The organism is Nocardia sp. IBHARD005, assembly GCF_052814245.1.
Genome location: NZ_CP199935.1, coordinates 2,051,909 through 2,075,031, shown reverse-complemented (window position 1 = coordinate 2,075,031; position 23,123 = coordinate 2,051,909). Strand labels below are relative to the sequence as shown.

Here is a 23,123-nt window from a genome sequence, read left to right as displayed (position 1 = left end):
TCCAGCATGTCAGCGCCAGACCTGGCTCGCGACACGGGCGAAGTTGCCGCCGAAGATCGCTGCGCGCTCGGCTGCGGTGAAACCACGAGCGGCGAGGAGGTCATCCAGGCCTGGTACATCGGATTCGCCCAGGAGGTCCTCGGGTGGGGTCCACTGGAGTGGGCCCCATTTCGTGTAGGAGTCGGAGAACGCGCCGGGGTTGTCGCGGATCTCGTCGTTGAACTCTTGACCGTCGAACGAATAGTCCGACCCGATGCCGATGTGGTCGATTCCCACCAGGTCGACGCCGTATCGGATGTGGTCGGCCAGCGCAACGACCCGCTCGGCGCGGGCGGCGGGCGCATTGCGTCCGAGGAAGATGCCGACGCCGTTGATGCCGATCACCCCACCGGTCGCGGCACAGGCCAGCGCCTGCTCGTCGGTGATATTGCGCGGATGTTCCCACAGTGCGGCGAAATTCGAATGGCTGTAGATCATCGGCTTCGCGGTGTGCGTAGCGAGGTCGAGCCCGGTGCGGCGGGAGCAGTGCGAGCCGTCGGCGAACATCCCGATCTCATTGAGCCTGCGCACCAGGTCTTTTCCGTATCCGGTCAGCCCGGTGTCCTCGGTGTCGAGGCAACCGCAGCCTGCCGCGTTCGCATGGTTGTAGGTGGGCAGCAGCGAACGCACGCCGAGGTCGTAGAACAGCTCCACATTGTCGAGATCACCGTCGAGCGGCCTGGAGTCCTCCAGATCGAAGGCCAGCGAGATCACCTCCGGCGCGCCGATATCGCCCACCCGGTCGACCAGCCGGAACCGCGGATCCGCCGCTGCCTCGTCCCGGAACTGGTGCACCAAGGCCAGCGAATCGTCCTTGGTCTGCGCTGAGTACCCGACATTGACCGACAGGTACGACCCCAGCGGGTACCGAGCCAGTTCGGCGACCCGGGCCGTATGCCGCAACGGCAGACAACAGTGCTGCTCCCACAGGAACACATCCACCTCCGGTTGATTCGTGACCTGTGATCGTACGTTTCGCGGCGCATTCGATGCCGAACCGACGCTAACGCGATGTCTGATTCGTCCGATAAATCGGTACTGCTCCGCTAGCCGAAGGCCCCTGATCAAAGGCGGTGCGACATGCGTCGCTTCCTCATCCTCCTCGCCACACTCGCGGCCTGCGCCGGCCTCTCGACCCTGCCCGCGGCCGCCACCCCGTCCTACTGCGGACTCGTCTGGGGCTCACAGGACAAATCGAATCCGAATTACTCCCAGGCCACGCTCACCAACGTTCGGGCAGGCCGCCACGAGTGCTTCGATCGCGTGGTCGTCGACCTGGCGGGCCCGTCGGCGGGCTACCTGGTGCGCTATGTCGACACCGTCACCGAGGACGGCTCCGGCGCCCCTGTCCCCTTGCGCGGCGGCGCGTTCCTCCAGGTGACGGTCAACTCGCCGGCCTACGACAACGCGGGCAACCTGACTTATCGCCCCACCGACCGCACCGAACTCGCGAATGTCAACGGCTATCCAACGTTGCGCCAGATCGCCTGGGCGGTCTCGTTCGAAGGCCAGTCCACGATCGGCCTCGGCGTCCGCGCCCGCCTCCCCTTCCGCGTGAGCACCCTCGACAACCCGACCCGCGTGGTCATCGACGTCGCCCACTACTGGTGACCCGCAGGGCGTTGGCACCGCGCCGTGACATCGGTGCGGGTCCGGGCGCACCCGACATGCGAATCCCCACATCGGCAACAATGTGGGGATGAGCGGCGTTGAGCGATACGTGACCGATCCCTATCTCTGGCTCGAGGACGTGACCGACGAGGGCGCGCTGGACTGGGCACGCGCCCGCAACGACGTGGTCGGCCACCGGTTCGCCGCCACCGACCGGTTCGCCGAGATGGAGCGTCGTGTACTGGCGATGCTCGACGACGACACCAAGATCGCCTACCCCGGCAGGCGGGGCCCGTGGCTGTACAACTTCTGGCGTGATGCGCAGCATCAGCGCGGACTGTGGCGGCGCACGACGTTCGAGTCCTACGCCACCGATTCCCCCGAGTGGGATGTGCTGATCGATGTCGACGCGCTGGCCGAGGCCGACGGGGAGAACTGGGTGTGGTCGGGTGCCGCGGTGCTGCGGCCCTCGCAGGAGCGCGCCATCATCCACCTGTCCCGCGGCGGTGCCGACGCGGGCGTTGAGCGCGAATTCGACTTGATCACCAGGCAATTCATCGCCCCGGAGGACGGTGGGTTCTGCTTGCCGGAGGCCAAGTCGCGAATCGGCTGGATCGACGCCGACACCGTCTACGTCGGCACCGATTTCGGACCCGGATCGCTCACCGACTCCGGATACCCGCGTATCGCCAAGCGCTGGCGACGTGGCACGGAATTGTCCACAGCCGAAACGGTATACGAGGGCAAGCCGAGCGATGTGTCGATCAGCGCCGGATACGACCGCCACCCCGGCTACGAGCGCCACTACCTGCACCGATCGACGGATTTCTTCAACAGCGAGGTGTCGCTGCTCGACGGCGGCGAATGGCGCCTCATCGAAACACCCACCGACGCCGATGTCGACTGGTACCGCGACTGGCTGCTGGTGCGCCTGAAGACCGAATGGACACCGGCTGACACCACCTACGCCCCCGGCAGCCTGCTGGTCACCGACCTGAACGACTTCCTCGCCGGTTCGCGGGAGTTCGAGGTTCTCTTCACCCCCGACCCGCACACCTCGCTGGAAACCTGGGGATGGACCGAGAACCACCTGATCCTGACCACCCTGCAGGATGTGCAGACCGGATTCCGGGTACTCACTCCAGGCCCGGACGGCTGGACGACCGGCGAGCTCACCGACTCCCCCGCCATGTCCTCGACCTCCGTCACCAACCTCGATCCCCTCGAGGGCGGTGACGAATTCATGCTCACCACAACCGGTTTCACCACCCCGACCACCCTGCTGAGCAGCGCCATCGGCGAAACCGCGGTGACCTTGAAGCAGGCGCCCGGCTACTTCGACGCCACCGGCATCGAGACCGAACAGTTCTTCGCCACCTCCGACGACGGAACCGCGGTGCCCTACTTCGTGATTCGGCATCGTGACCGCCGCGGCACCCCGGGCCCGACGATCATGAACGGGTACGGCGGCTTCGAAATCTCCAAGACCCCCGCCTATCTCGGTTCCGCGGGCATGAACTGGCTCGAACGCGGCGGCACCTATGTGATGACCAATATCCGCGGCGGCGGCGAGTACGGCCCCGAATGGCACACTGCCGCACTGAAGGAGCACCGTCACCGCGCCTTCGAAGACTTCGCCGCGGTCGCCCGCGACCTGGTCACCCGTGGTATCACCACCCCCGATCGGCTCGGCGCGATCGGCGGCAGCAACGGCGGTCTGCTGATGGGTGTGATGCTCACTCGCTACCCGGATCTGTTCGGCGCCATCGTCTGCCAGGTGCCGCTGCTGGACATGAAGCGCTACCACCTGCTGCTGGCCGGTGCGTCGTGGGTCGCCGAGTACGGCGACCCGGACAAGCCGGAGGAATGGGCCTACATCAGCGAGTACTCGCCCTATCAGAACACCGATACCGGCAAGCAGTACCCGCCGATCCTGCTCGCCACCTCCACCCGCGACGACCGGGTCCATCCCGGTCACGCGCGAAAGATGGCCGCGCTCCTGGAGTCCCAGGATCGCACCGTCTGGTACTACGAGAACATCGAGGGTGGTCACGGCGGTGCCGCCGACAACAAGCAGTCGGCGTACCTGTCCGCGCTGGTCTACGAGTTCTTCATCCAGATGCTGATCGAGGGCCGTGGCCGCTAGATAGGTACTATGAATATCGTAGGTTTGACGGTACTGGCGGAAGGAGCGGGAGCATGGCCGATGCCGATGGACATCCCGATATCGAGGAATTCGACCTTTCCACGGTGCTGGCCGCACTCGCCGATGACAACCGGCGCAGCGTGATCGCCCAGCTGTCCGCCGAGCCCGAGGGCGCCGAACAGTTCTGCAGCGTGTTCGGCATGCCGTGGGCGCCGTCCACCCGCACGCACCATTTCCGGGTGCTGCGCAAGGCGGGGCTGATCTGGCAGCGCGATGTGGGCAACGGCCGGATGACCAAGCTGCGGCGCGCCGATATGGAAACAGCGTTTCCCGGTCTGCTCGCCGCGATCCTGGCCGTCGACCGTGCCCACCTCGCGCCCCGGCTACCAGCGGACCGGTAGCGATGTCGGCCGGTGCACGAGAATGCCGGTTTCCCAAGGTATCTCGTGTTCGGGTACGGCCAGCTCCAGCGTCGGGAACTCGGTGACCAGCCGGCGGATCACCTCGGTGATCTCCATCCGCGCCAGCGCCGCGCCCATGCAGTGGTGCATGCCGTAACCGAACTGGAGGTGCCGTTTGCCTTCGCGGCCGAGATCGAGCGCCAGCGGGTCCGGGTACACCTCGGGATCGCGATTGGCCGAGTGCGCGTCGGCGTAGACGACGTCGCCGGGATACAGCACGCCCGCTGACAGGGCGAGCTCACGCGTGGTGACCCGGGGAAAGGTCGAGATCCGGCCCAGCGGCAGCAGCCGGAGGAGTTCCTCGATCGCGGTGGGGATGGCATCCGGGTGGCGCACCAGGTACTGCCACAGTTGCGGGCGGGCGAGCGCGACGTAGGCGATCTTGGTGATGACCGAGAGCACATTCTGGTCGCCACCGACGATCGACCCGAGCAGGATGGCCGCGTACTCGGCATCGGTGACCGGCGGCGACACCGAATCGCGGGCGTCGAGCAGGTCGATGATGAGACCGGGTTCCAGCTCGCGCCGCCGGGCCACCAAGTCCTCGATGTAGTGATAGAGGGACCAGAAATCGGCGAGGAGCTTCGGCACGTCGGTGTCGTGGGCGAGCTGCATCTCGCGCGAGAGCCGGCGGAAGTGGGCGATGTCGGTGCGCGGGATGCCGAGGTAGTCCACGTTGACGCCGATGGTCACCGGGTCGAGCAGGGCGCCGACCAGATCGGCCGTCCCCGTCGCCCGCTGCGCACGCAGATCGGCCAGTGCGTCGTCGAGGACGCGCTGCACGGCAGGCGCGCGGCGGGCGACGGTCGCGGCGCTGTAGGCCGACGCGACAAAGCCCTTGAGCCTGCCGTGTCCTGGATGGTCGAGGTTGAGCAGCATCTCCGCCGGCATGATCGTGGGCAGGAAGCTCGGCCCGTCCTCGGTGTTGGTCTGCGCGCGAGCGAAGCTGAGGTCGGTCAGCACCGCGTGCACGTCACGGTAGCTGCGCACGTGCACAGCGGTATGCCCACTGGGCAGCCTGACCTGCGGCAATCCACCGCGGGAGAGTTCCGGCAGCGGCTCGATCATCGTGGGCGGCCGGATATCGGCGAGGTCGGCGAGGTCGACCCGGACGGCATTCAGTGCGTGAGTCATGCGATTACTCCTTTCGGGCGCGCCTGCCGACGCACCGCGATGATGGCGAAGGTGAGCACGGCGAGCAGCGCGATGAGCACGCCGATGGTGGTGGTGAACGCCGAGCGGTAGACGTCGGGATGGCCGTACTGGCCTGCGGCCGTCTCGTGGGCGGCGTCTCCGGTGAGCTGATTGCCGACCACCGCGGATAGGACAACGGCGTAGCCGGCGACGAAGACCGCCTCACTGCCGATGCGGAAGAAGTTCAGCAACCCGGCCGCAGTGCCGCCACGTTCGGGCGCGACCACCGACAGCGCGTGCCCGTCGACCAGGCCGATCGGCAGCCCGAAACCGAGACCGAGCAGCACCATCGGCACGATGATCCACCCCACCGAACGGTCCTGCGAGAGGGCCAGGACCCCGGCATTGCCGAGGATCAACGCGGCCAGGCTGAGAGAGACCACCTTGCCGATGGTGAGCGCGGGGTACCGGGTGATGAGGTGACCGATGGCCACCGGCGCGACGAACACCGGAATGGTCATCGCGAGCATGAGCAGGCCGGAGGTGCCCGCCGACAGGTCGGTGATACCGCTCAGGGCCGAGGGCAGGTAGGTGAGCAGGGTGACGAAGCCGATCGAACCCGCCACGGGAACGAGGCACATCGCCAGGAATTCCTTGTTGCGCAACAGCCCGAGGTCCAGGATCGGACCGTGGTCGACGGCGGTGGGTTCGGCGGCGGGTAGCAGGCGCGTGCCCAGACCGGCGGCGGCCAGGATCACCGCGTGCACCACGAAGACGCCACGCCAATCCACCACGGAGATGAGCAGGCCCGAGATCGTGGGGCCGAGCGCGAGGCCGAGCCCGTTGACCGTGCCGAACACGGCGAATGCCTTGGTGCGGCGGGCGCCGTCGTAGGCGTGCGACAGCAGCGCGGTGGACCCGGTGAGGATCGCCGCCGCGCCGACACCGGCGATCACGCGGGCGAGATCGAGCACGATCAGCGACGGCGCGACGACGCTGCCGACACTGCCTGCCACGACGAGGCCGGTGCCGATCCCGAAGGTGCGGCGGTGTCCGATCCGATCGCTCACCGCGCCCCACAGCAGGGTGGTGAGCGCGAACGCGATATTGAATCCGTTCACAACCCATTGCAGGGCAGTGGGATCGGAGCCGAGATCGCGCGAGATGAGCGGTAGCGCGATGGCGGTGCCCGCGATGGCCATCGGTGTGACGAACTGGGCGGCGAGCACCACGGGCAGGGTCGCCGCACTGGGCGGACTGTGGGTTTCGGTCGCGGTCGACATGGATCTCCCTCGGCTGGTGGGTCCCGTAGGTCGGAGTAGGTACCATCTGGGTGATAGGTACCATGATATTAGTAGCTACGACAGTTTTGGTACAACCGGAAGCCGCGACGGTGACCGGCCAGACCGAGGAGAATCCGATGAGTACGCAAGCGATCCAGACCGATGTCCTGGTGGTCGGCGGCGGCCCGGTCGGCATGCTCGTCGCGGCCGAACTCGCCCTGCAACAGGTCGATGTGGTCGTGGTGGAGACTCGCGCCGAGCTCGATCTGCGTCCGCGCGCGGGCACCGTGCACGCCCGCTCGCTGTCGCTGCTGGCCCGCCGTGGATTCATCGCGTCGACGCCGCCGGAGCTGATCGCCCGCGACCCGAATGGTGTGCGCCGCAACCGATTCCAGTTCGCGGCCCAGCCGGTGCTCACGATCGCGGCGCCCAGCGTCGAACCCGCGCCGATCGCCGCGATCCCGCAGGCCCGCCTCGAAGCCGCGTTCGAAGCGCGCGCTCGCGAGCTCGGCGCCCGAATTCTGCGCGGCCACACCGTGACCGGACTGCGCGTCGACGACGACGGGGTCACCGCCGAAACCGGCGTCGGCCACCCCATCCGCGCGAAGTACGTCGTCGGCGCCGACGGTGCCCGCAGCCTTGTCGCCCGCACCGGGAACTTCCCCGCCGAGGTCTATCCCGCGACGATGAATGCCATTGCCGGACTGGCTGTCGCGGAGGTCGCCGACCAGATCCCGCCGGGCTGGAACCCGACTCCCACCGGCTGGACCATGCACAATCCGAACCCGGGCGGCCAGGCCAGGATCATCGCCATGGATTTCAGCGGCCCACTCGACCACCGGCCCGAACCCTCCGAAGCCGAATACCGCCGGCGCCTCACCCACGTGCTCGGCAGTGCGCCCGCGCTGAGCGGGATCAGCCACCTCACCCGGTTCAGCGACCACGGCCGCTACCGGACGACGCTGTGGGACGGGCGGCTGCTGCTGGCCGGCGACGCCGCGCACAGCCATTACCCACTGGGTGGCCAGGGCCTCAATTCCGGTATGCAGGACGCTTTCTCGCTCGGGTGGCGCCTTGCCCGCATCGTCAACGGTGGTGAACGACCCGACATCCTCGCCGACTACTCCCGCGAACGGGTGGCACACGCGTCGGCGGTGGTCGGAAATACCGTCCTGCAGGCCGCGATGATGAATCCCGCGAACCCGCGGATCCGGGACGCGGTGCTGGCGATGCTCGCCGTTCCCGCGGTCCACGACGGCATCGCGCAGCTCATCAGCGGCCAGTTCCAGCCGGGCTTCCAGCACGATTTCGCGCTCACCCAGGCCGACGGGCAGGTGCTCACGCTCGCCGGGTTGTTGCACGCGGGCAGGTTCGTGGCGATCCGTCCCGACGAACACACCCCGGTACCGGATGCCCCGAGCGACGCCGTCGTGGTGACCGGCAAGGTAACGCCGGACCAGCCATGGACCTCGGCGCTGATCCGCCCGGACGGCTACCTCGCGGCGACCCTGTGACCTCGGCACCCGTCGGGCGCCGAGGTCAGCTGGATCAGACACGGCGCAGCGCCTGGCGAACCTCGCCGATGGCCTGGTCGGCGTCGGAGTACCGAACGGCCCGCCAACCGGCTTGCCTTGCCGCCGCGCAGTTCTCGGCGAGATCATCGACCAGCAGGCAATCGCGCGGGTCGGCGCCCGCGGTCTCGGCGGCGATGGTGAAGATCTCCCGGTCGGGTTTGCGGAAGCCGACCTGGCACGAATCGACGAGAGCGCTGAGTACATCCTCGAGATCGATCATGGTGCGCCAGTACGACTCCCACTCGACGACATTGTTGCTCAGCACGCCGACTCGGGTCCCGCTCGCCGCCAATTCGATCGCGAAATCCCGGACCGCGCCGTTCACCTGGTGCCCGGCGAACCACTGCCTGCCGAAATCGAGTTCACTGCGCGACAAGTCGAGCTCGGGTGCCTTGGCGCGCAGGACGGTGTGCAGTTTGCGCACCCAGGTGCGCTCGTCGAGCAGCGCCAGTTCGATCGGGGCCAACGGTGCCAGACCGTACGAAGCGCCCACTTCGGCGATCGCGTGTTTGAGCAGGTCGACCGGGATACCCGCGACCTGCTCGTAGCGCAGGAACAGCTCATCGAGCGGCGGGGAGAGCACGCCGCCGAAGTCGAACCACACGAACGGCACGCTCACTGGACCATGGTCCAGACGTCGGCCGGACGCAGTCGCAGATCCACCGCACCGGTGGCGATCACGTCCGAACCCTGGGTCAGGCTCACCGTGGCGAGAGCGCGTTCGGCGTCGCCGGTGACCCTCGCACGGGCGATCGTGTCCCGCTCGAACTCACCGAACGCGGTGAACTCGACATCGAGCCGGTGCATCACCATCCGGCTGGTGTCCAGGCCGAGAACGGCATTGGCTGCCGCCATCGCGACCTGCCTGGCCGCCTCGAACTGCAACATCCCCGGCACATGGTCGAGGGCATGGTCGAACAGCGAAGGGTGATCGGTGTCGATGATGGTCAGCGCCGCGAATTCCTCCCCCGTGAGCACCGGGTTCGCGAGGATGGCGTTGCGCGGATTGTGCCGGCCGACCGACCCCGGACGCATCCGCGCGACCACCGGCTGCGACGGAATGCTGTGCTGGGCGGCAAGTCCGAGCGATTCCCGCCCACGCACCCTGATCCGTTTCCACACCGCGGCGGGCATCCACTGGTACGCCATCACTTCGCGCGCCGCTTCGCGGCCCTCGATCTCGGCGACCATTTCCAGGGTCAGGCCGATGACCTGGTCGCCGCGGCGCTTGTCCGCGATCACGCGCGCCTCGATGACGCAATGTCCAGGGCAGTTCCCGATTCGCAGAGTGTCGGCGTCGACGACGGTGAAATCGGCGGAACCGAAGACGAACTTCTCCGACCGGTCGACGCCGGCGAAGGTGTGCGCGTAATAGATGGCGACCTGCCGGAAGACCTCGATCAGCAGCAGCGGGTCATAGCTGGTCGCCGTGCCGCGATGGTCGCTGAAATAGGAGTGGTTGCGCGGCAATTGGGCAGCGAATATTGCGCCGTCCGGGGTGGGTTGGGCATCGGTGAGAAATACCTCGGCGATCGATTCCCGGTGCACTAGTCCGCGCGGGATGTTCCGATCGAAGGTCAGAGCGTGAGTGGCGACGGTCATGATCGAGCCTTCCTTGATGATGAAATCGAGGGGAGGTGTCTGGTCAGCGGACGGCGATGTCGTATGCCCAGCCGTTGACGCTGTTGCGAGGGGGATCGAACAGCGTGGTCACGTGGTGCACGCTCGCGTCGGCGGCGACGCTGTTGCGGTCGGTGTAGAGCGGAATCGCGACGGCGTTGTCGAGTAGGTAGGCGGTGATCCGGTTGAACAACTGCTTGCGCTGTTCGGAATCGGTGGCTTGGGTCGCTTCGACGAGCCACCGGTCCACCTGGGGGTCGGCCAGTTTGGAGCCGCCGACAATGGAACCGATGGTGATGCCGTTGATCTGCCCGTATTTCAGGTCAGGGGTGGTCGAGCCGTAGGCACGGTTGAATTGCAGTGACAGGTCGAGGCCACCGACCTGACGGGGGAAAGCCTCGTAGTCGTTGCGGGCCAGCAGGTCGTATACCTGGGCGTTGTCCACGAATTGCAGGTCTACCTGGATGCCGAGGTTCTGGCGCAACTCGGCTTGCCAGGCCTTCAGGAAGTCGTCTTCGGGATAGGTCGGGTTGGTGGCGAGCAGCCGGACAGTCAAACGGCGGCCCGTGCTGTCGGTGCGGTAGCCCTCGGAATCGGTGCCCGTCCATCCGGCTTCCGCGAGCAGAGTTTTGGCGGCGGCGATATCAGCGGCGCCGGTGTTCTCGAATTTCGGGTCGTAGTAGGCGCTGTCAGGAGAGATGAGACTCCATGCGCGCTGCTGGGTGCCTTTGGTGAGGCTTTTCGTCACGGCGGCGATATCGACGCCCTTGGTGATCGCGCGGCGCACCCGCACATCGGTCGTCGCGCCGTGGGTGAGGTTGAGCATGATGACCCACGGTGAGGCCGCCGAACCGATCTGCTGATACTGGAATCCGCCGACACCGTCGAACAGGCCGATATCGGTGGCCTTCACGGCGCCGATCGCGTTCACTTCGCCGCTGCGCAGCAGCCCAGCCCTGGTCGCGGCCTCGGGAATGTATTTCACGACCAATTCGTCGATGTACGCGCCGCCCTGGTGCTCGGCGGTGGCGGGAGCCCAGTTGTACGCGGGATTCTTGCGGTACCGCAGTTCCTGACCCTGCACCACTTTGTCCAGAATGAACGGGCCACTCCCGACGAGACCGGTACCGCTGGTCAGGGTTTGTTTGTCGACGGCGAGCGTGCTCGGGGCGACGATAGCCCCGCTCAAGCCGCCGAGCGTGGACAAGAAGTCCGCGCGCGGGGTGTTCAGGACAATGCGCACCTTGTACGGATCGAGCACGTCGACCGCGCTCACACTCGAATACTGCAGCAGGCCGAGCACCGTCCACGACGGTCCCTCGGGATCGCGTAGTGAGTCGATATTCGCCTTCACGGCGGCGGCATCGAATTTCTCCCCGTTGTGGAAGGTCACGTCCTTGCGCAAGGCGAATTCGTAGACCAGGCCGTCCGGTGAGATCGTCCATTCCGTGGCCAGCCAGGGACGGAACTGTTCGTCGCGGTCCTCGGCGACCAGGCTGTCGAAGCTGTTGCGCAACACCTGGGAGGCATCGAACGCCGCACCGTAGTGCGGGTTGAGACCGCGGCTCGGATAGCTCGGCAGGGCGATGTTGAAGGTGCCGCCGGCCTGCGGGGGCGTGGTCGGGCCACCGTTGCCGCTGCCGGGTTCGGGGTCCGATGCGCAGCCGCTCGCGGCGAGCGCGAAGCCGACGAGCAGCACGGTGAACAGTGCGGTGAGGCGATTACGCACGGGATCCGCTTTCTGTGGGAGCCGAGAGGGGGGCCGATACCGCCAGACGCGGAACGGACTCGAGCAAAGTTCGGGTATAGGGGGAGGTCGGTGCGGTGAAAACGTCTTCGGCAGTGCCGGATTCGACGATCACGCCGTCATGCAGGACGAGCACCCGGTGACAGATCTGCCGGATGACGGCCAGGTCGTGGGAGATGAACACGATCCCGACGCCCTCGGTGGCGGCGAGTTCGGCGATCAGGTCGAGGATCTGGGCCTGGACGGAGACATCGAGGGCCGATACCGGCTCGTCGCAGACGATCAGGCGTGGGCGCGAGCCCAGCGCTCTGGCGATGTTGACGCGCTGGCGCATGCCACCGGACAGTTCGCGGGGGTGACGGTCGATGCTGTGTGCGGGCAGGCGCACCGCGCCGAGTAGGCGCGCCACCTCGGCTCGGCGTTGGGCGCGCGGAACGCGCAGTGCCACGCTCTCGGCGATGATCTCCCCGACCCGGTAGCGCGGATCGAAGGAGCCGACCGAATCCTGCGCGACCAGCCCCAGCTCACCGGGTGTGCGAGTCGTACGGGTCAACCGCTTTTCGCCGAACCGCATTTCGCCGCTGTCGGGCTCGAGCATCCCGGTGACGATCTTGGCGACGGTCGACTTACCCGACCCCGACTCCCCCACCACACCGAGCACTTCGCCCGCACGCAGATCAAAGGAGATGCCGGTGAGGACCGGGACCGATCGATACGATTTGGCCAGCCCGGTCGCGGTGAATATCGTTGCGTCCGTGACGGGTCCGGGACCGGCGCGGCCCTGTGGCACCGCCGCGATCAGGGCGCGGGTGTACTCGTGTTCGGGCTGCTCGATCACCTGCCGGGCCGGGCCTGCTTCGACGATCCGGCCCGCTTTCATCACCAGGATGCGGTCGGCGATCGGGGCGACCACCGCGAGATCGTGGCTGACCAGGATCATCGACCTGCCGCCACGGACCTGCTCCACCAACAGCTCGAGCACCTGCTTCTGCACGGTCAGGTCGAGGGCGGTGGTCGGTTCGTCGGCGATGAGAACGTCCGGATCGGCGGCCAAGGCCGAGGCGATCAGCGCACGCTGACGTTGGCCGCCCGACAGCTGGAAGGGATACTGCCGCTGGCGTTTTCGTGGGTCGTCGATGCCGACGGAGCGCAGGAGTTCATCGATCCGGTCGGCGCGGTCCGCGCGCGCGACGCCGCGCAGCGACTCACCGATCTCGGCGGCGACGGTGCGCAACGGGTCGAGCGCCACGAGTGCGTCCTGGAACACCACACCGATACGGGGGCCGCGGATTCGGCGCCACTGGCGTTCGGTCAGGTCCAGGGACGGGGTACCGAACAGGTCGAGCCGATCGGCGCGCACCTGGGCGCCGTCGCCGGCGAGGCCGACCAGACTGCGGGTGGTCACCGACTTGCCCGAACCCGATTCGCCGACAATGGCGAGGATCTCGCCCCGGCGCAGCTCGAAATCGACCCCTGCCACAACGTCGCGGCCGCCGAATCCGACGCGCAGACCGCGCACCTGGATCAGCGTGTCCACCTCGACGTCGGTGACGGCCGGTGCGGTGAGCGTCATGGCTGTGTCCTTCGTTCGAAACGGCGACCGGCATAGCGGCCGATGACCGTGGTCGCCAAGACGACGATCGTGACGGCGGCGCCGGGGAACACCACCGACCACCAGGCGATCCGCAGGTCACCGTGGGCTTCGGCGAGCATCGAACCCCATTCCGGCACCGGCGGTTTCGGCCCGAACCCGAGAAAGCTCAAGGCGGCGGCGCCGAGAATGCTCGTGCCGAGACCGAGGGTGATGACCACCGGCAGCGAGCGCAGCGCGTTGGGCAGGATGTGACCGAACACGATTCGCGTCCGCGATCTGGTGAGCAGACCCGCCTGCGCGACGAATTCGCTGCCGCGCACGGCCTTGGTCTCGGCGCGCAGCACCCGCGCGAACCGGGGCGCGGCGGCGATGCCGATAGCGAGGATGAGATTGGTGGTCCCGGTTCCGGTGAAGGTGATCAGCACCAGGGCGAGCAGGACCTCGGGGAAGGCGCCGAGCAGGTCGAAGGTGCGCGAGGCCAGCGCGTCGACACCACGATTGCCGATCCCGGCGAGCAGACCCAGCGCCACGCCGATGGCGACGGCGAGCACCGTCGCCGCCACCCCGATGAACAGCGACAACCGGGCGCCGTGCACCACCCTGGTGAACACGTCACGGCCGAGCTGATCGGTGCCGAACGGGTGCGTGAGCGAGGGCGCTCGGTGCGCGGCGAGCAGGTCGGTGTGCAGCGGGTCGCCCGAGACGAGCAGCCAGGGGGCCAGCGCCGCCAGCGCGGCCAGGACGAGCACGGCCGCCGAAAGCCACACGGTAGCGGGCATTTTCGGCACCGACGCGGGAATCCACCGCCGGGGTGGAGATACTGTCTCGGTCATGCCGACTCCTGCAGGCGTGGATCGATCCACAGGTAGGCGAGGTCGACCGCCACCGTGACCGTGAGATAGACAGCCGCGGTGAGCAGCGCGATGCCGAGGACCACCGGGACATCGGAATGGGTGACGGCCGCGACCGTCTCCCTGCCGATGCCGCCCCGACCGAAGACCTCCTCGATCACCACGGTCCCGGTGAGCAATCCGCTCACCGCCCAACCGGCCAGGGTCGCGGCCGGGATCAGCGAATGCCGTAACCCGTGTCGCACCCGCAGCCGGTTGGCGCCGATGCCCCGCGCGCGGGCCGTGAGCGCGAACGGTTGTTCCATCGCCCTTTCGATGCCGTCGCGCATCACCTGGGCGAGCACCGCGGCGATCGGCAGCGCCAAGGTGACGGCGGGCAGGATCAGGCGCTGGAACTCGTTACCTGCCGTGACCGGCAGGACTTTCAGCGTGAAGGCGAATACCCAGATCAGTACGAGGCCGGTCCAGAACGGCGGCGCCGAGGCGACGATCACCTCCACTGTCGCCGTCGCCCGGCTGAACACATCGCGACGCCCCGCCGTGAGCACGGCGAGCAGCGGGGCCAGGACCAGCGCGATGAGCAGGGCGAACCCGGCCAACTGGGCGCTGGTACCCAATTGCTCACCGAACAGGATGTCGGTGACGGGTTCACCGCGCACATACGAATAGCCGAGATCACCATGGAGCAGACGTCCCAGATGCAAGCCGTACTGCACGATCAGCGGCCGATCCAGGTGCCAGTCCTGCTCGATCCTCGCGCGCAGGGCCTGGTCGCTCGACTCGCCCATGATCGCCGTCACCGGATCACCCGGCGCGATGTACACCGCCAGGAACGCCACCGTCACCGCGGCCCACATCATCGCGATGCCGGACAGGATCACCCCGGCGAAGCGACGCACCACGGTCCACCGGCGCTGCGCTCTCGACCGTGGCGCGATGGTCGTGCGTGCGACCGGCTCGATGGTCGCGTGCTTGTCGTGTGTCGCCATCGTTCAGCCCCCACTCGCGAGGGCATCGACCGCTACAGGCGCACCGACAAGGCTGCCCCACTCGGTCCATGAACCGTCGTAGACGCGCACGCGGTGGTCGCCGAGGAGTTCGGTGAACACCAGCCAGCCCAGCGCGGCCCGATGCGACAATCGGCAGTAGGCGATGATCTCGTCGACCTCGTCGATGTCCAAATCGGCTATCCGGGAACGTATTTCGTCGATCGGGCGCAGTAGTCCGGTCTCGTCGACGAGGTCGCCGATCGGCAGGCTCATGGCGCCGGGGATGTGTCCGTGCCGCTCGGCGCCGTGGTCGATCGCTTCGCTCACGGGCGAAACCCGCAGTCCCGCATATTCTTCCGGCGAGCGCAGATCGAGGATCGTGGTCGGCGAGTCGATCGCGGCCCGCACCTGCGCACGTCCGACGACGAGTTCGGTACGGCGAGGCGGTACCAGCGGCAGCGCGGGCTGGTCGGTTTCGGCGGCGGCGACGGGGGTCGCGGGGTCGCGCCAGGCGGGCACACCACCGTCGAGGTAGCGCAGGTCGCCACCGACTCCCACCGCGGCCGCGACCCAGAGCGCGTACGCGGCGAACTGCGGTGGATCGCCCGCGAAGACGACCGTGGAGCTCGCGCCCGCGCCGAGAACGCGCAGCCGTCGCGCCAGCTCCTCGGCCGTGGGGAACTCACGCTGGGACCGGTGCCAGAGCAGGTCTTTCCAGTAGACGGTGCGCGCACCAGGGATCGTGGCCTGACCCGAGCCCGGGGTGTTGGTCACCTCGATGACAGCGGCGCCCGGGTCACGCAGGCGGGCCTGTAGCCACCGCACGTCGACGATTCGGCCTCTCGCATCTGCCACCGCTGTTCTCCCGCTCGTAGATCCCGGGTTCCGATGACCCGACGGGAGAAACATAGGGCGCGCAAACCTCGACGGGAACACAAAAAGTCACGCGGACTCCAATTATGTGTTCCCCCTTGCGGAATACATACCCTCGGCCAGGAGAACTCAGCGAAAGGAACACGATGCCCGGCGACCGTGCCGCCCATCTCGTCTCAGCCGACATCCTGCGCAGCGACCCACCACCGCGTCTGGTGCTTCTCGATGTCCGGGCCGGCTCCGCCGGCCGGGCGAGCTACCAGCGCGAACACCTGCCAGGGGCACGGTTCGCCGACATCGACACCGACCTCGCGGGCACCGCGACGCCCGAGTCCGGCGCCCGTCCGCTGCCCCGACCCGACGACCTCACCACGGCGTTGCACCGCTGGGGCATCAACCCCGACAGCACCGTCGTTGTCTACGACGACGCCCGAACGGTGCAGGCGGCCAGGGCCTGGTGGGTGCTGCGCTGGGCCGGGGTGGGCGCTGTCCGCATTCTCGACGGTGGCCTGCGAGCCTGGATCGCGGCGAACGGCGAGGTCACCGCCGAACCCGCACCGCCCGCGACCGGCACCGCGACTGCGCGACCCGGCGCGCTACCGGTGGCCGACACCGCGGCCGTCGCCGAACTTCCCGAACACGGAGTCCTGCTCGACGCCCGGCCTCGCGCGCACTATTTCGGCGAAGGCGAATACACCGGACACATCCCCGGCGCCGTCACCGCGCCGATCTTCGACGACTTCGACGAACACGGTCTGCTGCGCGACGAGCAGACCCTGCGCACGCGATACCTCGACCTCGGACTCGGCACCGCCCACCCCGCCGCGAGCTACTGCGGCAGCGCGATGGCCGCCGCCCTGCAGGTCTTCGTCCTGGCCACGCTCGGCATCGAGATAGCCCTCTACCCCGGCTCGCTGTCGCAGTGGGCCGCCGACCCCACCCGTCCGATCGTCGGTGGCACAGCGAGCCCCGCCGCACTGTCGAATTCCTAGGAACCATCATGGGCAGACATGTCATCCTCAACGCCAACCTGATCCCCGGCGGAGCCATCGGTAGCCCGTGGCGGCGGGCGCCGGAGCCCGCGTCGTATTTCGTCGGCATCGAGCACTATCTCGACGTGGCCCGCACCGCCGAACGGGGCCTGCTCGACGCGGTGTTCCTCGCTGACTCCCCGGATATCCAGGCCAAGGACTGGACCGCGCCAAGCCGGCTGCTCGAGCCGTTCATCGCGCATTCGGTGCTGGCCGCGCACACCAGCCGGATCGGACTGATCGTCACCGCGACCACCTCCTACAACGACCCCTACACCCTGGCCCGCTCGTTCGCGGCGCTGTCGGCGGTGTCGGGCGGGCGCGCCGGATGGAATTTCGTCGTCACCGGCGGCGACAACGCGGCCCGCAACTATTCACTCGACCAGGCACTGCCGAAACCCGAGCGATACGCCCGTGCGGCCGAATTCCTCGACGTAGTGACAGCACTGTGGGATTCGGTGCCCGCCGAGGCCCTGACCGGTGACAAGAGCACGGGCCACTATCTCGACACCGCGCTCGTGCGCCCGATCGAACACGTCGGGCAGTACTTCCGTGTCGCCGGTCCATTGAAGGCGCCGCCGCTGACCCACGGCAGACCACTGCTGATCCAAGCGGGCGCCTCGACCCACGGCGTCGCACTGGGCGCCGAAACCGCCGACGCTGTCTACTCCGCCCACGTCGACCCCAGCGCCGCCGTGGCACGGCGCACCGAACTGCGCCGCCACGCCGCGGCCGCCGGACGCGACCCGGACAGTGTGAAACTGCTGCCCGGCCTGATCATCGTGCTCGCCGACACCGAAACCGCGGCCGAGCGACGCGAACAAGACCTCATCGACCTCATCCCCGACGATGTGCAGCTCACCAATCTCGCCGACCGGCTCGGGATCAGCCCCGACGACCTCGACCTGAACGCCCCGTTCCCGTGGGACAAGATCCCCGACGAGAACACCGACGCCGGCTCACGCGGGCAACGCGCGGTGCTGCTCGACAATGTGGCGGCCCGCGCCACCGACACGCGCGGCGCCGCACGGCTGCTCGCCGCAGGCAGCGTGCACGCGAAGGTCGTCGGCGCACCCGAGCAGGTGGCCGATCTCATCGCCGACTGGTTCAGCACCGGCGCCTGCGACGGGTTCAACCTGATGCTCGACGAATTGCCGGGCGGGCTGGAGCTTTTCGTAGATCACGTCGTCCCGCTCCTGCAACGCAAGGGCATCTTCCGCACCGAGTACGAAACCACCACGCTGAGAGGCCATTACGGACTATGAACCCCGCACTGTTCGTCCAGCTGCGCAGCGGGCCACCGGCCGGCGAGATCTATCGGCGGACCATCGAGATCACCGTGCGCGCCGAACAACTCGGCTATCGCACGGTGTGGTTCGCGAGCCGCCATTTCCAGGCCCATCACGCGGCACTGCCCTCGGTCTTCCCGTTCGTGGCCGCCGCCGCCCAGCACACCGACCGCATCCGGCTCGGGACCGGCGTGGTGAGCGTCCCGTTCGAAAATCCGGTTCGCCTTGCCGAGGACGCCGCCGTCACCGATGCGCTCAGCGGCGGACGGCTCGAACTCGGCCTCGGCAAGGGCCTGGGCTTCGGCCATTCGGCGAGCAGCTACACGGGCTTCGGTGTCGCCGACAGCGAGCGCGAGACGATCTACACCGAGCGGGTCGCCGAGTTGGCGCGCATCCTCGCGGACGGACGCGTCGCCGACGGCATCGAGCTCTACCCGCCGCCTGGCACGCTGCGGTCCCGGATCTGGCAGTCCACGGGCAACATCGAGACCGCTCGCCGGGCGGGCCTCGCGGGTGACGGTCTACTGCCGCACGGGAATTCACAGGCGAGGGCAGGCAGAGGCGTCACCGAGCTCGTCGATGCCTACCTCGCCGAGTGCCGTAGCACGCCGCGGGTCGGTACCACTGTCGCGGTGCTACCGGGCGAGGGCGAACGCGATTGCCTGGCGATGCTGGACACCGACATCGCGTTGAGCCCCGCCTACTACCCGCCGTTGCACGACACGGCCGACAAGCGGAAGTATCTGGCGGACAACCGGATTCTGCTCGGAACACCGGACCGGATCGCCGAGGCGCTGCGCAAGCACCCGGACCGCCCCTTCGCGACCGACGTGCTGTATTCCATTCCGCTGGCCCTGCATCATCCGCGCTATCTCGAATGCCTGGCGCGAGTGGGCGCGGTCGCCGCGCTCGCGCCGAGCTGACCTCAGCCGAGGAGCTCGCGGTGGGTCGACCCGGCCGCGTCGACCAGCAGGTCGGCGAGTTCGGCGAGGCGGTGCGGGTCGTCGGGTAGCTGCGGAACAGCCACCCGGACAGCGCCGGGCCGTCGCGGGGTGACGTGGGATTTCGCGGCCGAACCGACAACAACACCGTGCCGGGCCAAGCCGAGCAGCGCACCCTGTTCATCGGCCACCTCCACCCACACCACCAGGCTGTTCACTCCCGCGCTCGCCGTGGCCCCACGCGCACGCAGCGCCGCGAGCAGGCCCGCGCGGCGCGCGCTGTAGCGGTCGCGGGCGATGTCGATCAGCGCGGCGGTGCCGGGGTCGGTGATCAAGTGCGCCAACGCGTTCTGCAGGATGCGGCTGTTGGCGGCGATACCGTGCACGCGCGCCAGGATGGCCCGTTCGGCCAATTCGCCGCTGCCGCCGATGACGCACGTCCTGATGTCCATCCCGTAGGCCTTGCAGTAGCTACGCACCCGCACGCAACGATCGGGGAAGAAGCTTCCCAGCGACGGCGCCTGCGCCCTGGCCAGCGGGCCGACCGCGTCGTCCTCGACGAGCCACGGCACCGACTCCGCCGCAGCGAGCACCTGGGCGAGCTCGCTCGCCCGTTCCCGCGACAGCGCTCCGTGCGCGGCATAGCCACCCTCAGGCTGCAGCACCACCACCGACGGTGACTGCCGCAGCGCCGCGGACAGCGAATCCGGCAGTGCGCCTTGTTCGTCGGAGGCGATACCGATCACCCGGTAGCCGACCTCGGCGAGGGTGTCGAGGAAGCCCGGCATCACCGGTTCCTCCACCGCGACGAGCGAACCGGCCGGGGCCGCCGCGTCGACGGCGAGGAACAATCCCTCGGAACCGCCGCCCGCCGCGACGAACGTTTCGGCGGCGAAGGGCCAGGTGTCGATCACCGCCGCGCGCAGCCGGTCGGTGATGTACTCGCGACCGGGACGGTTGAGCTGATCGGTGTGCAGACCGGACAGCATCGCGGGCGCGAGGTCGGGTTGCAGGACGTAATCGGGGCTGCCGGTGAGCAGGTCGCGGTCGGCGAGCCGACGGCCAACGGGTGCCTCGGTCATCGCCGCGACCACCGTGCCGCCGCGCCGATTGGTGGCGATGAGCCCTTCTCGGCGCAGCTCGCCCCACGCGGTGACGACCGTGCGGGTGCTCAACCCACAGCTCTGGGCCAATTCGCGGATGGTCGGCAAGCGGATCCCCGCGGCGAGCGAACCGTCGCGGATCAGCTGGGCCGTCACCGCCCGTACCGCCTCGGACGTATGGGCGGCATCCGCCGCCAGCGCGCGCACCAGCACCGCCGAACCCGGCTCGGTCACCGATCCTCCATTCGTCGCATGTCACCAGTATGACGAATATATGTATTCAGTGACCTGATTTTGTTCCGGGATATTTGATCTTATGTGCTCAACGGTCGCGCAACCACTTCTCCACCGCGTCGACGGTGGAGTCCGGATTGGTGATCCAGCCGTTGTGCCCCAGGGCCTCCGGCTGGAACCACCGGGTGATCTGCGCGCCGGGTAGCTTGCCGAGCAGGTGGTCGGCGGAGGTCTGCGGGGCCATGTCGTCACCGGCGACGGTGATCGACAGGACCGGGAACTTCAGCCGCGACATCCGCTCGTCGTAGTCGATATCGGCGCCGACGGGCACGAAGCGCCCGGTGCGCGCCAGCCGGGCCCAATCCGACATGAGCACTTTGGACTGCCTGCCGTACGCGCGCTTGCCGAGCAGGTCCCCCGGCCAGAAACCGGCCAGGTTCGCCGCGACCGCCACCGCGGCGGTACCGACCAGCACGCCAGGGCCGAAAACACCGCGATACCCGCGGAAATACGGCGTGCCGGAAGCGACCAGGATCAGGCCGCCGAGCCTGCCGCGCACCCGAGCCGCGTACATCGCCGCGAGCTGCCCGCCCATGCTGTGGCCGAGCAGGTACGGGGTGCTGGCCGGGAACCGGTTACGCACCGCCGCCAGCATCGCCGGAAAGTCCACCGAGACCAATTCGTGGTAGCCGTAAGAACTTTCGGCATCGGGACGACGGGTGTTCTCACTCTGGCCACGCAGTTCGCCGATGGCCACGTCGAATCCGCGGGCGGCAAGCCGGTGTCCGAAATACTCGTAGAACTCGCCGGGCACGGCCAGGCCGGGCACGATGACCACGACCGGGCGTGGTGCGTCCGGGGTGACCGGATGCCGGTGTGCGCCGGTGGCCGGAATGAGCCGCACCGGCAGGGTGCTGCCGTCGGGTACCTGGATCGGGACGATCTCGACCCGCGCCATCAAGCCCCGACCGCGCCCAGGATCACCCGGCTCAGCACCTTGATCACCCCGTCGAGCGGAGGGCGCGGGTCACTGCCGCTCCAGCCGTCGACGACATAGTTCACCGCGCCGATGATCGCGAGCACCCGCAGTTCGTAGTCGCCGGGCGGGATTTCGCCGTGCATGGCCGCGTCCTCGGCGGCACTGGCCAGCAGCGATCCCCACACGCGACGCAGCTCGAGCCGGAACTTCTCGACCTTGGGGCCGGCTCCGACCACTTCGACCAACGCCACCCGCGCCTTGCGGGGATCGTGGCCGATCGACTCGACGTAGGCCCGCACGGCCGCGTCGATCTGCTCGAGCACGGTCGCCTCGGACTTGTCCTCGAGTGCGGTGGCCACCGCCTCGCGTGAATCCCGGTCGATCTGCTCGTACAGCTCCAGCAGCAGGGATTCGCGGCCAGTGAACTCCTCGTAGAACTGTCGAGACGATAGCCCCGCGTCCTTACAGATAGCACCGACCGAGCTGTTGGCATACCCGTCGCGCGCGAAGACCGTCAGGCCTGACTCCAGAAAACGCGCACGCCGCTGGCGTTGCCGGTCCTCTACGGGTTGCCCGGCATACATTCGTCCCGTATTCGCATCCTGTGACATTGTCGCTGACAATACCGAAGGGCCTGATCCCCTCGTCATGGATCAGGCCCAACGGCTGCCCTTTCGGCCAACCGCGCGTTAGCCGAAAGTTGGCTACAGTCGGATCAATTCCCGGAGGCCTGTGCCGAACCGCTGCTGAGCGAGCTGGTGAGCAGGCCGAGCAGCAGGGTCAGAATGTTGCCGTTGCTGCTGTCATCAGTGATGTTGTAAAGCATGTGTCACTCCAAGTCGATGTTTTGTGACTTCGTTGTCACGGGCCATTTGCCGTCTCGGACGATACCCAGACGCAATGTGAAGCGGAGGTGTTTTAAAGGAATTTTCTAGAATTTTTTGCCAAAGGGCACAAGACCCGAGAAGTTCGGTCTCGCCAAGGGCAACCGGGCTACCGACATGTGAAACGCGAGTGTACCGACGCGAAAGCCCCGCCTTCGCGGTATCGGGAAGTATCCACGGACAAGATCCGACCACGGGCGGAGGTCGGGTGAGGTCACGGTGCTTATGCTGAGCGCGACAGCCCGTCCCGTTTACCCCGGAGGCAACGTTGCCGAACACCCTCGAAGCCAGCATCGACATCGCCGCATCGCCGGAGAAAGTCTGGTCGGTACTCGCCGACCTGCGCCGCATGCCCGAGCTCAGCCCGACAACGTTGAAGATGGTCGCGGTCGGTGGCATCCGCGACGGCGCGTTCACCGTCAACGTCAACAAGGTCGGCTGGAAGATCTACCCGACCACCTCACGCATCGTGCGCTTCGAGCCGAACAAGGCGCTGGCGTTCCGGATGAACGAGAACCGCACGACCTGGGCCTACGAGCTCGAGCCGACCGCCACCGGCACCCGCGTCGTCGAGACGCGCACGGTCGACGTCAAGGGCTTGCCCGGCTGGCTGCGGGGAACGATCAAGGTCGCCATGGGCGGCGAGGAGAAGTTCGAGGCCGACCTGGTCTCGGGGATGCACGAAACGCTGAGCAAGGTGAAGGTCGCCGCCGAGCGCTGACCTCGATCACCGTGTGAGC

At 67.8% G+C, this 23,123-nt stretch carries 21 protein-coding genes; 8 read left to right on the top strand and 13 right to left on the bottom strand.

Annotation, left to right across the window (positions count from 1 at the left end):
- Positions 1–9: 9 nt before the first annotated feature.
- A complete protein-coding gene (locus ACTWPB_RS09770) occupies positions 10–981 on the bottom strand; it encodes a dipeptidase (protein ID WP_446225351.1) in 972 nt (323 codons plus the stop codon).
- A 138-nt stretch (positions 982–1,119) separates the two neighbouring features.
- Here ACTWPB_RS09770 and ACTWPB_RS09765 point away from each other — a divergent pair, with 138 nt between their 5' ends.
- The 3 genes from ACTWPB_RS09765 to ACTWPB_RS09755 all read left to right on the top strand — a co-directional run bounded on the left by ACTWPB_RS09765 (position 1,120) and on the right by ACTWPB_RS09755 (position 4,197).
- Complete coding sequence (locus ACTWPB_RS09765) at positions 1,120–1,650, top strand: AMIN-like domain-containing (lipo)protein (RefSeq protein WP_446225350.1); 531 nt, start codon at positions 1,120–1,122, stop codon at positions 1,648–1,650.
- 88 nt (positions 1,651–1,738) lie between these two features.
- Entirely contained in the window at positions 1,739–3,796 is a 2,058-nt protein-coding gene (locus tag ACTWPB_RS09760) for a prolyl oligopeptidase family serine peptidase (protein ID WP_446225349.1), read from the top strand.
- 53 nt (positions 3,797–3,849) lie between these two features.
- Positions 3,850–4,197 carry an ArsR/SmtB family transcription factor gene (locus ACTWPB_RS09755; protein ID WP_446225348.1) on the top strand — a complete coding sequence of 116 codons (348 nt, stop codon included), beginning with the start codon at positions 3,850–3,852 and terminating at the stop codon, positions 4,195–4,197.
- On the opposite strand, the gene ACTWPB_RS09750 is transcribed toward ACTWPB_RS09755, so the two are convergent.
- Positions 4,180–5,391 (bottom strand): cytochrome P450, encoded by a 1,212-nt coding sequence (locus tag ACTWPB_RS09750; protein ID WP_446225347.1) that lies wholly within the window; start codon positions 5,389–5,391, stop codon positions 4,180–4,182. The two genes, ACTWPB_RS09755 and ACTWPB_RS09750, sit on opposite strands and share 18 nt — an antisense overlap.
- On the bottom strand, positions 5,388–6,674 hold the full coding sequence (locus ACTWPB_RS09745) for an MFS transporter (protein WP_446225346.1): 1,287 nt from the start codon (positions 6,672–6,674) through the stop codon (positions 5,388–5,390). The genes ACTWPB_RS09750 and ACTWPB_RS09745 overlap by 4 nt, the downstream gene beginning before the upstream one ends.
- A gap of 137 nt (positions 6,675–6,811) precedes the next feature.
- Here ACTWPB_RS09745 and ACTWPB_RS09740 point away from each other — a divergent pair, with 137 nt between their 5' ends.
- Positions 6,812–8,188, top strand: a complete 1,377-nt coding sequence (locus ACTWPB_RS09740; protein WP_446225345.1) for an FAD-dependent monooxygenase — start codon at positions 6,812–6,814, stop codon at positions 8,186–8,188.
- Between the two features lie 34 nt (positions 8,189–8,222).
- Here the strand turns inward: ACTWPB_RS09740 and ACTWPB_RS09735 are convergent, their stop codons facing one another.
- Genes ACTWPB_RS09735 through ACTWPB_RS09705 form a run of 7 tightly spaced genes read right to left on the bottom strand, consistent with a single transcriptional unit; the run spans position 8,223 to position 15,904 of the window.
- Complete coding sequence (locus tag ACTWPB_RS09735; protein WP_446225344.1) at positions 8,223–8,867, bottom strand: HAD family hydrolase; 645 nt, start codon at positions 8,865–8,867, stop codon at positions 8,223–8,225.
- Positions 8,864–9,850 (bottom strand): AfsA-related hotdog domain-containing protein, encoded by a 987-nt coding sequence (locus tag ACTWPB_RS09730; RefSeq protein ID WP_446225343.1) that lies wholly within the window; start codon positions 9,848–9,850, stop codon positions 8,864–8,866. The genes ACTWPB_RS09735 and ACTWPB_RS09730 overlap by 4 nt, the downstream gene beginning before the upstream one ends.
- A gap of 43 nt (positions 9,851–9,893) precedes the next feature.
- Positions 9,894–11,597 (bottom strand): ABC transporter substrate-binding protein, encoded by a 1,704-nt coding sequence (locus ACTWPB_RS09725; protein WP_446225342.1) that lies wholly within the window; start codon positions 11,595–11,597, stop codon positions 9,894–9,896.
- A complete protein-coding gene (locus ACTWPB_RS09720) occupies positions 11,590–13,188 on the bottom strand; it encodes an ATP-binding cassette domain-containing protein (protein ID WP_446225341.1) in 1,599 nt (532 codons plus the stop codon). The genes ACTWPB_RS09725 and ACTWPB_RS09720 overlap by 8 nt, the downstream gene beginning before the upstream one ends.
- The gene (locus tag ACTWPB_RS09715) at positions 13,185–14,042 is read right to left on the bottom strand and encodes an ABC transporter permease (protein WP_446225340.1); all 858 of its coding nucleotides are present in this window, start codon (positions 14,040–14,042) and stop codon (positions 13,185–13,187) included. The genes ACTWPB_RS09720 and ACTWPB_RS09715 overlap by 4 nt, the downstream gene beginning before the upstream one ends.
- Positions 14,039–15,049, bottom strand: a complete 1,011-nt coding sequence (locus ACTWPB_RS09710) for an ABC transporter permease (RefSeq protein WP_446225339.1) — start codon at positions 15,047–15,049, stop codon at positions 14,039–14,041. The genes ACTWPB_RS09715 and ACTWPB_RS09710 overlap by 4 nt, the downstream gene beginning before the upstream one ends.
- A gap of 3 nt (positions 15,050–15,052) precedes the next feature.
- Positions 15,053–15,904, bottom strand: a complete 852-nt coding sequence (locus ACTWPB_RS09705) for a sulfurtransferase (protein WP_446225338.1) — start codon at positions 15,902–15,904, stop codon at positions 15,053–15,055.
- A 164-nt stretch (positions 15,905–16,068) separates the two neighbouring features.
- Between ACTWPB_RS09705 and ACTWPB_RS09700 the strand changes: the two genes are divergently transcribed.
- Genes ACTWPB_RS09700 through ACTWPB_RS09690 form a run of 3 tightly spaced genes read left to right on the top strand, consistent with a single transcriptional unit; the run spans position 16,069 to position 19,165 of the window.
- Positions 16,069–16,914: a sulfurtransferase gene (locus tag ACTWPB_RS09700; RefSeq protein WP_446225337.1), complete on the top strand. Its 846-nt coding sequence runs from the start codon at positions 16,069–16,071 to the stop codon at positions 16,912–16,914.
- A gap of 8 nt (positions 16,915–16,922) precedes the next feature.
- Positions 16,923–18,218, top strand: coding sequence for an NtaA/DmoA family FMN-dependent monooxygenase (locus tag ACTWPB_RS09695; RefSeq protein ID WP_446225336.1), 1,296 nt, complete (start codon positions 16,923–16,925; stop codon positions 18,216–18,218).
- Positions 18,215–19,165 (top strand): LLM class flavin-dependent oxidoreductase, encoded by a 951-nt coding sequence (locus ACTWPB_RS09690; RefSeq protein WP_446225335.1) that lies wholly within the window; start codon positions 18,215–18,217, stop codon positions 19,163–19,165. Before ACTWPB_RS09695 ends, ACTWPB_RS09690 begins: the two co-directional genes overlap by 4 nt.
- A 2-nt stretch (positions 19,166–19,167) precedes the next feature.
- Here the strand turns inward: ACTWPB_RS09690 and ACTWPB_RS09685 are convergent, their stop codons facing one another.
- The 3 genes from ACTWPB_RS09685 to ACTWPB_RS09675 form a co-directional block, all read right to left on the bottom strand.
- Entirely contained in the window at positions 19,168–20,520 is a 1,353-nt protein-coding gene (locus ACTWPB_RS09685; protein ID WP_446225334.1) for an aminotransferase class I/II-fold pyridoxal phosphate-dependent enzyme, read from the bottom strand.
- An 88-nt stretch (positions 20,521–20,608) separates the two neighbouring features.
- On the bottom strand, positions 20,609–21,478 hold the full coding sequence (locus tag ACTWPB_RS09680) for an alpha/beta fold hydrolase (RefSeq protein ID WP_446225333.1): 870 nt from the start codon (positions 21,476–21,478) through the stop codon (positions 20,609–20,611).
- A complete protein-coding gene (locus ACTWPB_RS09675) occupies positions 21,478–22,110 on the bottom strand; it encodes a TetR/AcrR family transcriptional regulator (protein WP_446225332.1) in 633 nt (210 codons plus the stop codon). Before ACTWPB_RS09675 ends, ACTWPB_RS09680 begins: the two co-directional genes overlap by 1 nt.
- A 541-nt stretch (positions 22,111–22,651) precedes the next feature.
- Between ACTWPB_RS09675 and ACTWPB_RS09670 the strand changes: the two genes are divergently transcribed.
- Positions 22,652–23,104 carry an SRPBCC family protein gene (locus ACTWPB_RS09670; RefSeq protein ID WP_446225331.1) on the top strand — a complete coding sequence of 151 codons (453 nt, stop codon included), beginning with the start codon at positions 22,652–22,654 and terminating at the stop codon, positions 23,102–23,104.
- The last annotated feature ends 19 nt before the right edge of the window (positions 23,105–23,123 follow it).